This window comes from Novosphingobium sp. (assembly GCF_031424035.1).
GTDB lineage: Bacteria > Pseudomonadota > Alphaproteobacteria > Sphingomonadales > Sphingomonadaceae > Novosphingobium.
On sequence record NZ_JANPGP010000097.1, the window covers coordinates 1 to 7,741 of the forward strand.

The following is a 7,741-nucleotide window of genomic DNA, read 5'->3' on the forward strand; positions in this document are numbered from 1 at the left end:
CGCCCATTCCTGGCCCTTGGCATCGACTGGCCGGCGGCGCACGGCCTCGGCTGCGTAGAATGCCAGGTGCCCACCATCGAGGGTCGGAATTGGCAAGAGGTTGATGAATGCCAAGTTAATCGAGATCAGCGCGATGAACCAAATGAAGTTATCGAACCCAAGGGAGAGGTGTTCGCCCGAGTATTTAGCGATTTTCAGCGGTCCGCCCAGTTCCTTGACCGAGCGTTCGCCGGTGACGATCTGGACGATCCCGGTGACCATCATCCGCATGATGCCATAGCACTGGCCGACCGACATCGTGGCAGCTTCGATCAGTCCAACCTTCTCGATCTTGCCGTAAGCAATGCCAATCTGGCCGTAGGTTGCCTTCACGCCCTTTTCGTTGGTTCCGGGGACGCTGCCGACGGTCACCGGCAGCATCTTCTCGGTATCGCCGCGCAGGACCGAAACGGTGATCTTCTCACCCGGCCGCGTCATGATGAGGTCGCGCACCTGGCGGAAGCTGGTCACGCGGGTGTCGTTGATCGCGAGGATGCGGTCGTTCGCCGCGATTCCGGCCTTCTCCGCTGGCGATCCGGGAACGACCAGCCGCACATTCGGGCTGGCAAAATCGAGCCCCAGGTCGGCGATCCGACCTTCGTTGCCGAACTGGTCCTTGACGGTCTGCGAGGCAAGCTTGACCGGAACCGTCAGCTTGCGGCCGTCGCGTTCGATACCCAGTTCGACCGTTCGCCCCGGATAGGGCAGCACGTGTTCAGCGATTTCCGTTGCCGATACGATTTTATTGCCATCGACCGAGACGATGCGGTCGCTCAGCTGAACGCCGGCAGTGCGCGCGTCGGACTTCGCCGCGAAGCCGGTCACTTCCGGAACTTCGACTGCCTTGCCCTGAATCGCGTTGAAGGCGAAGAAAATGGCAAAGGCGACGATCAGGTTGGCCACCGGCCCAGCCAGCACGATCAGCGAGCGCTTCCAGATCGGCTGGGTGGCAAAGGCGTGATCGCGTTCCTCAACCGACATATGCGCGATCTTGTCGTCATCGGTCTGGCTGACCGCGTTGCCGTCGCCAGCAAACTGGACATAACCGCCCAGAGGCACGGCGGCGATCCGCCAGCGCGTGCCGCGCTTGTCAGTGCGGCCCCAGATTTCCTTGCCGAAACCGATCGAAAAGACGTCGCTCTTCACGCCCAGCCAGCGGGCGACGAGATAGTGCCCAAGCTCGTGCAGGACGACCAACGGACCGATGAGGAGCAGGAAGCCAAGGATGGCCTGCAGAAAAGTGGGTAATCCGAACAAGTCAGGCAGGCTCCAGCAGCTGCGTGGCAAGCGCCCGCGCCTCGGCATCTACGGCAATCACTTCCGCAAGGGAAGCAGGCGCAGGTGGGGCGAAGCGGTCCATCAGCCGTTCGACTTCTACGGCGATGCGGGTGAACGGCAGCTTACCGGAAAGGAAAGCGGCCACGGCCACTTCATTCGCGGCGTTAAGCACGGCCGGCATGGCCCCGCCGGCCTCCGCCGCATGCCGGGCGAGCCTGGTGGCGGGGAACAGCACCTCGTCGGGCGCGCGGAAGGTCAGTTCCCCAATCGCAGCAAGGTCGAGCGGCTCGCACGGCGTGTCCATCCGTTCCGGCCAGGCGAGGCACGAAGCGATCGGCACGCGCATATCGGACGGACCAAGCTGCGCCAGCGTCGAGCCATCGCGGTATTCGACCATCGAATGGATGATCGACTGCGGGTGAACAATGATCCGCAGCCTATCCAGCCCGACCGGGAACAGGTGATGCGCCTCGATCAGTTCGAGGCCCTTGTTGAACATGGTCGCGCTGTCGACGCTGATCTTCGCACCCATGTCCCAGTTGGGGTGCTTGACCGCCTGCGCCGGGGTGGCGGCGGCAAGCTGCTCAATCGACCAGTCGCGGAATGGCCCGCCGCTCGCGGTCAGCGTGATGACGCGGACCTGCTCAGGATCGTTACCGGCAAGGCACTGGAAGATGGCGTTGTGCTCGCTGTCCATCGGCAGCAGCGTGGTGCCGTAGCGCGCAACGGCGCTCATCATCACGTCGCCCGCGGAAACCAGCGCTTCCTTGTTGGCGAGCGCGACAGTGCGCCCCTGCTCAATTGCGGCCATGGTAGGCGCAAGCCCTGCGCAGCCGACGATGGCGGCTATGGTCATATGGGCTGGGCGTCTCGCCGCTTCGATCAGAGCCCCCGCCCCGCCTGCGGCTTCGATGCCACTGCCCGACAGAGCCTCGCGCAGTTCAGGCAGGCAGGAATCTTCGGCGACAACCGCGACTTTTGCCCTGAATTCCCGCGCTAGCCGTGCCAGTTCGCTAGCCTGGCAATTGGCCGTAAGAGCGACGACGTCCCACGCCTCACGCTCTCGCCGGATCAGATCGAGCGTCGATGCGCCGATCGAGCCGGTCGCGCCAAGGATGGAGATCGTGCGCGTCATCAATTGAGACCGAGAAGTCCGGCACCGGCGACAAGGATGCCGCCGACGAAAACGACTGCCAGCAGGCCATCCACCCGGTCGAACAGCCCGCCATGGCCCGGGATCAATTTACCCGAATCCTTCACCCCTGCACGGCGCTTCATCCAGCTTTCGAAGAAGTCGCCGGCCTGCGCGACAACCGCGGTAAAGCAACCGAAGAACACGGCTTCGCTCCACGCAGGCTGAGGGCCAGCCCCTGAGGCCTCGTACTGGAAGGCCATCAGCCCGGCAAAAGCCAAGGTCGCGCCAACCATGCCACCGAAGAGTCCAGCCCACGTCTTTGACGGGCTGATAGATGGCGCAATCTTTGGTCCGCCAATCGTGCGCCCAGCAAAATAGGCGCCGACATCGGTGGCGATTACGGCAAGGATCGCCGAAACCGACGCGATTACCGGGAAGAACTCGCTGCGCAGAAACAGCAGCATGGCCGTGGCAAAACCGATGTAGACGATGCCGCCGATGTTCCACAGCGTCTGCTGCATCGGCGTTGCCGCAAAGCCGCGCACCAGCCCGCGCCATTCCCACAGCACGCCGCTGGCGATTGCGCCAACGAACAGCGCCCAAAGCCAGCCGCCGAGCCAGAGTGCCAGGCCGGCGACGGTGACCATGACGATTGCGGAAGCGGTACGAACGCCAAGGTCCGATTTTTTGGCGGCGGCTTGGATCATATGCTCACCCGATCCCTTTTGACGTCATCCTGAACTTGTTTCAGGATCCATTGTGCCTGAACACTCTGGTTGAATGGCGAAAAGCTAACGGCACCGTTGTTGTTGTTCCACAAGCTCGGACCGCGAGGCTTGATGGATCCCGAAACAAGTTCAGGATGACGATGGAAGCAGCTTTTACTTAGTTCACCGACCGCCATATCGCCGCTCCCTGTCCGCGAACTTCTCGAGCGCATCGGCCAGATGCTCGGGGGTGAAATCGGGCCACAGCGTGTCAACGAACATCATTTCGGCATAGGCCGCCTGCCACAGCAGGAAATTCGACAGGCGCACTTCGCCAGACGTGCGGATCAGCAGGTCGAGAGGCGGCATTCCGGACGTATCAAGCTCAGCCTCGATCGCCTCAGGCGTGATCGCGCCCTTCGCGGCCGCCTTGGTCGCCGCGCGGGCAATTTCGTCCTGCGCGCCATAGTTCAGCGCAACGGCGAGCGTAGTGCCGGTGTTTTCCGCCGTGCGCGCCAGCGCTTTTTCAATCAGTTCGACAACATCCGCCGGAAAAGCCTTGTAATCGCCGATGATTTTCAGCCGGACATTGTTCGCGGCGAATTCATCGAGGTCGGCGATGATGAAGGCCTTCATCAGCCCCATCAACGCACCGATCTCGTCTTCGGACCGTTTCCAGTTCTCGGTCGAAAAGGCGTAAAGCGTCAGCGCCTCAAGCCCCAGGTCCCTGGCGGCGCGCACGATCTTGCGTACGGCCTCAACGCCCTTCTTGTGGCCCATGGCGCGCGGCAGCATGCGCTTTTTCGCCCAGCGCCCATTGCCGTCCATGATGATCGCGACGTGTTTCGCGGCGGTCATTGCGCCGATCCCCGCCCAGCTCCAGCCAGCCGCCGGATCACTTGCCGAGGATTTCCTTTTCCTTGGCAGCCGCAGCTTCGTCGGCGGCCTTGATCGCTTCGTCAGTGATCTTCTGGACTTCGGTTTCCGACCGCTTGCGATCATCTTCCGAGATTTCCTTCTTGGCTTCGTCAGCCTTCAGGTTTTCCATGCCGTCACGACGCACGTTGCGGATCGCGATACGGGCCTTTTCGGCATATTGCCCGGCAAGCTTTGCGAGTTCCTTGCGGCGATCCTCGGTCAGGTCGGGGATCGGCAGGCGCAGGGTATTGCCGTCATTGATCGGGTTAAGACCGAGCCCGGCCGAACGGATCGCTTTTTCGACGGGGGTGACGTTCGACTTGTCCCATACCTGCACCGTCAACATGCGCGGTTCGGGAGCAGAGACCGAAGCCACCTGGTTCAGTGGCATCTGGCTACCATAGACGTCGACCGTGATCGGATCGAGCAACGTGGTGTTGGCGCGGCCCGTGCGCAGGCCGGCGAGGTCGTGCTTGAGCGAATCCACCGCACCGGACATGCGGCGTTCGAGGTCTGCCTTGTCATACTTGGCCATGGGATCAGCCCTTTCTTACGATGGTTTGTGTGCCTTCACCGGCGAGAACCTTGGCAAGGTTGCCCTGTTCGCGGATCGAAAAGACGACGATGGGAATGCTGTTGTCACGGCACAGCGCAACGGCGCTGGCATCCATAACCTTGAGATTATGTGCCAGAACCGTGTCATAATCGACTGAATCATAACGAATAGCGTCAGGATTGGTCTTGGGATCGCTGTCATAGATGCCGTCGACCGAAGTGCCCTTGAACAGGGCGTCGCACTGCATTTCCGCTGCGCGAAGGGCCGCTCCGCTGTCCGTGGTGAAATAGGGTGCACCAACGCCGGCGGCGAAGATCACCACCCGGCCCTTTTCAAGGTGGCGTTCGGCGCGGCGGCGGATCACTGGTTCGCAGACCTTGTCCATCTCAATCGCGGATTGCACGCGGGTCTGCACACCGAGCTGCTCCAACGCATTCTGCATGGCGAGCGCGTTCATCACGGTTGCCAGCATGCCCATGTAGTCGGCCTGAGCCCGGTCCATACCCTTGGCCGCGCCGGCCATCCCGCGAAAGATGTTGCCGCCGCCGATGACGAGGCAGATCTCCAGCCCGGTTTCCTTGGCCGCCTTCACTTCCTTCGCCAGTTCAGCGACGAATTCAGGATCGATGCCGAACTGCTGGTTGCCCATCAGCACTTCGCCTGAGAGTTTCAGGAGGACGCGCTTGTATTTGCCATTGGCCATGCGATGGTGATTCCGGTTCCGAACAAGTGGGCCGGCGTTACCGCCTAGGTGTTGCAAGGTAAAGGGACAGGCGTTTGCGCAAGGGATTTGGCCGGGGGCGATTTGGCCGCTTAAAGCTTTTGACAGGCACTTTTGCGGTGGCGGCAGGCGCATTCACCGCCATCGCCTGGCGCGATACCATGGCCGATCCGGTGGTCCGCCGCGCCGAAGTGACCCTTCCCGCTCTGGCGAAAGGGACCCAGCCGCTGACAATCGCGCTGCTCTCCGACTTTCATGTCGCCGATCCCGATATGCCACCCGCCCGGCTGGCGCGCATCGTCGCTCAGGTGAACGCGCTGAGGCCCGACTACGTGATGTTGGCGGGGGACTTCATTACCGACCGCAGGTTGGCGACCCGCCATTACAATTTCCCCGCCGCTCTAGCCCCACTCGCCGGACTACGCCCCCGTTTCGCCACGCTCGCCGTGCTGGGCAACCACGACTACTGGCGCAATGCCGAGGAAGGCCGGAACGAGCTGGCGCGCATAGGCGTAAAGGTGCTGGTCAACGAATCAACGCGCATTGGCCCGCTGCGCGTGATCGGCCTTGGCGATGAATACACCGGCCATGACGACGTGAAAGCAAGCTTTGCCGGGGTCGATGGCAGCATGGGCGATGTCGTCGTGCTCAGCCACAGCCCGGATGTCGTGCCGGCTCTGCCCGGCGATGTGGCGCTGACGCTTGCCGGCCATACGCACTGCGGCCAGATCGGCTGGCCCTGGGGCGGCTCGCCGGCCACCATGTCAAAATATGGAGACCGCTATGCCTGTGGCCGGATCGATGAGGGCGGCAAGACCACGATTGTCACGGCCGGGCTCGGCACCAGCGTCCTGCCGTTCCGCTTTGTGGTGCCACCGGACATGTGGCTCGTAACCGTTCGTCCGCCCCAATAGCAACGGGGCCCGGAGCGCAAAGCTCCGAGCCCCGTCAAATTGCCTGTCAGCAGGATTGGATCAGAGACCGGCAGCAGCCGCGACTTCCGCCGCGAAATCGCTGACTTCCTTTTCGATGCCTTCGCCGAGCTGGAAGCGGACATAGTCCTTCAGCACGATCTTGGTGCCAGCAGCCTTGCCGGCAGCTTCGACGACCTGAGCAACCGGGGTCTTGTTGTCCATGACAAAGACCTGGCTGAGCAGGGCATTTTCCTTGGCGTACTTGGAAACCGCGCCATCGACCATCTTGGCCTGCACTTCGGCGGGCTTGCCCGATTCAGCGGCCTTTTCGGCAGCGATCTTGCGTTCGCGGGCGATCAGCTCGGCGTCGAGGTCGTCAGCATTCAGCGCCAGCGGGAAAGCCGCGGCGATGTGCATGGCGATCTGCTTGCCAAGCGGCTCGAGAACGTCGGCACCGGCTTCCGATTCAAGCGCAACGAGCACGCCGATCTTGCCAAGCAGCGGCGCCGCAGCGTTGTGCATGTAGGGCACGACAACGCCGTTCGTGACCGAAACGGTCTTCATGCGGCGCACCTGCTGGTTTTCACCGATGGTGGCAACGTTGTTGGTCAGCGTGTCGGATACCGTGCCGCCGCCCGGATAGGCAGCAGACTTGAGCGCTTCGACGTCGTCGGATGCAGCGCCCAGCGCTACTTCGGTGGTCTTGCGCACAAAGTCCTGGAACTGTTCGTTCTTGGCGACGAAGTCGGTTTCCGAGTTCACCTCAACGGCAACGCCCTTGGTGCCCGAAACGGCCACGCCGACAAGGCCCTCGGCCGCGGTGCGGCTGGACTTCTTGGCAACGGCAGCAAGGCCCTTGGCGCGCAGCAGGTCAACTGCGGCTTCCATGTCACCCGACGTATCGTCGAGTGCCTTCTTGCAATCCATCATGCCGGCGCCGGTGCGCTCGCGCAGGTTCTTCACGTCAGTGGCGGTATAAGCCATGTGACCAGTCCTCTTGAAATTGGAATGCCGCGGCCGGGCCCATAAACCCGGCGCGCTACAATTTGATGTCTAAAGCGATCGCCCTTTGATCAGACTTCGGGCGATCAGGCTTCGGCTGCCGGAGCTTCCACAGCGGCGGCTTCCTCAGCAACGGCTTCACCAGCCGGAACCGAAACCACGGCTTCTTCAACCGGAGCCACTTCCAGCGCGCCGATGTCGACGCCCGAATCGACGACTGCTTCGCGGTTGCCCTTCTTGGCAGCGGCAGCAACGGCTTCGCAGTAGAGGCGGATCGCGCGGCTGGCGTCGTCGTTCGCCGGGATCGGAAACGCGATGCCATCGGGCGAGACGTTCGAATCGAGGATGGCGACGACCGGGATACCCAGAACGTTGGCTTCCTTGATGGCGAGCTCTTCCTTGTTGGCGTCGATCACGAACATCACGTCCGGAATGCCGCCCATGTCGCGGATGCCGCCGAGCGAAAGCTCA

Annotated in this window: 9 protein-coding genes; 1 reads left to right on the forward strand and 8 read right to left on the reverse strand. The window is 62.4% G+C overall.

The genetic code is table 11. The features are described 5' to 3' along the window. From rseP to pyrH, 6 genes are all read right to left on the reverse strand, one after another. A partial coding sequence (gene rseP, locus RMO89_RS13865; RefSeq protein ID WP_310533815.1) for an RIP metalloprotease RseP occupies window positions 1–1,326 on the reverse strand: 1,326 nt, incomplete at its 3' end. After that, window positions 1,298–2,452, reverse strand: a complete 1,155-nt coding sequence (gene dxr / locus RMO89_RS13870; protein WP_310533816.1) for a 1-deoxy-D-xylulose-5-phosphate reductoisomerase — start codon at window positions 2,450–2,452, stop codon at window positions 1,298–1,300. The genes dxr and rseP, both read right to left, overlap by 29 nt. Next, complete coding sequence (locus tag RMO89_RS13875; protein ID WP_310533817.1) at window positions 2,452–3,159, reverse strand: phosphatidate cytidylyltransferase; 708 nt, start codon at window positions 3,157–3,159, stop codon at window positions 2,452–2,454. Before RMO89_RS13875 ends, dxr begins: the two co-directional genes overlap by 1 nt. A 183-nt stretch (window positions 3,160–3,342) precedes the next feature. Beyond that, window positions 3,343–4,017, reverse strand: a complete 675-nt coding sequence (uppS, locus tag RMO89_RS13880; RefSeq protein WP_310533818.1) for a polyprenyl diphosphate synthase — start codon at window positions 4,015–4,017, stop codon at window positions 3,343–3,345. Window positions 4,018–4,054: 37 nt separating this feature from the next. After that, entirely contained in the window at window positions 4,055–4,612 is a 558-nt protein-coding gene (gene frr, locus RMO89_RS13885) for a ribosome recycling factor (protein ID WP_310533819.1), read from the reverse strand. A gap of 4 nt (window positions 4,613–4,616) precedes the next feature. After that, window positions 4,617–5,336 carry a UMP kinase gene (gene pyrH / locus RMO89_RS13890; protein ID WP_310533821.1) on the reverse strand — a complete coding sequence of 240 codons (720 nt, stop codon included), beginning with the start codon at window positions 5,334–5,336 and terminating at the stop codon, window positions 4,617–4,619. Between the two features lie 137 nt (window positions 5,337–5,473). Between pyrH and RMO89_RS13895 the strand changes: the two genes are divergently transcribed. Beyond that, window positions 5,474–6,268 carry a metallophosphoesterase gene (locus tag RMO89_RS13895; protein ID WP_310533822.1) on the forward strand — a complete coding sequence of 265 codons (795 nt, stop codon included), beginning with the start codon at window positions 5,474–5,476 and terminating at the stop codon, window positions 6,266–6,268. Window positions 6,269–6,328: 60 nt separating this feature from the next. Here RMO89_RS13895 and tsf read toward each other — a convergent pair whose 3' ends face one another. Together tsf and rpsB are read right to left on the reverse strand one after the other, a co-directional pair. Then, complete coding sequence (gene tsf, locus RMO89_RS13900; protein ID WP_310533824.1) at window positions 6,329–7,252, reverse strand: translation elongation factor Ts; 924 nt, start codon at window positions 7,250–7,252, stop codon at window positions 6,329–6,331. A gap of 104 nt (window positions 7,253–7,356) precedes the next feature. After that, a partial coding sequence (gene rpsB, locus RMO89_RS13905) for a 30S ribosomal protein S2 (RefSeq protein WP_310533825.1) occupies window positions 7,357–7,741 on the reverse strand: 385 nt, incomplete at its 5' end.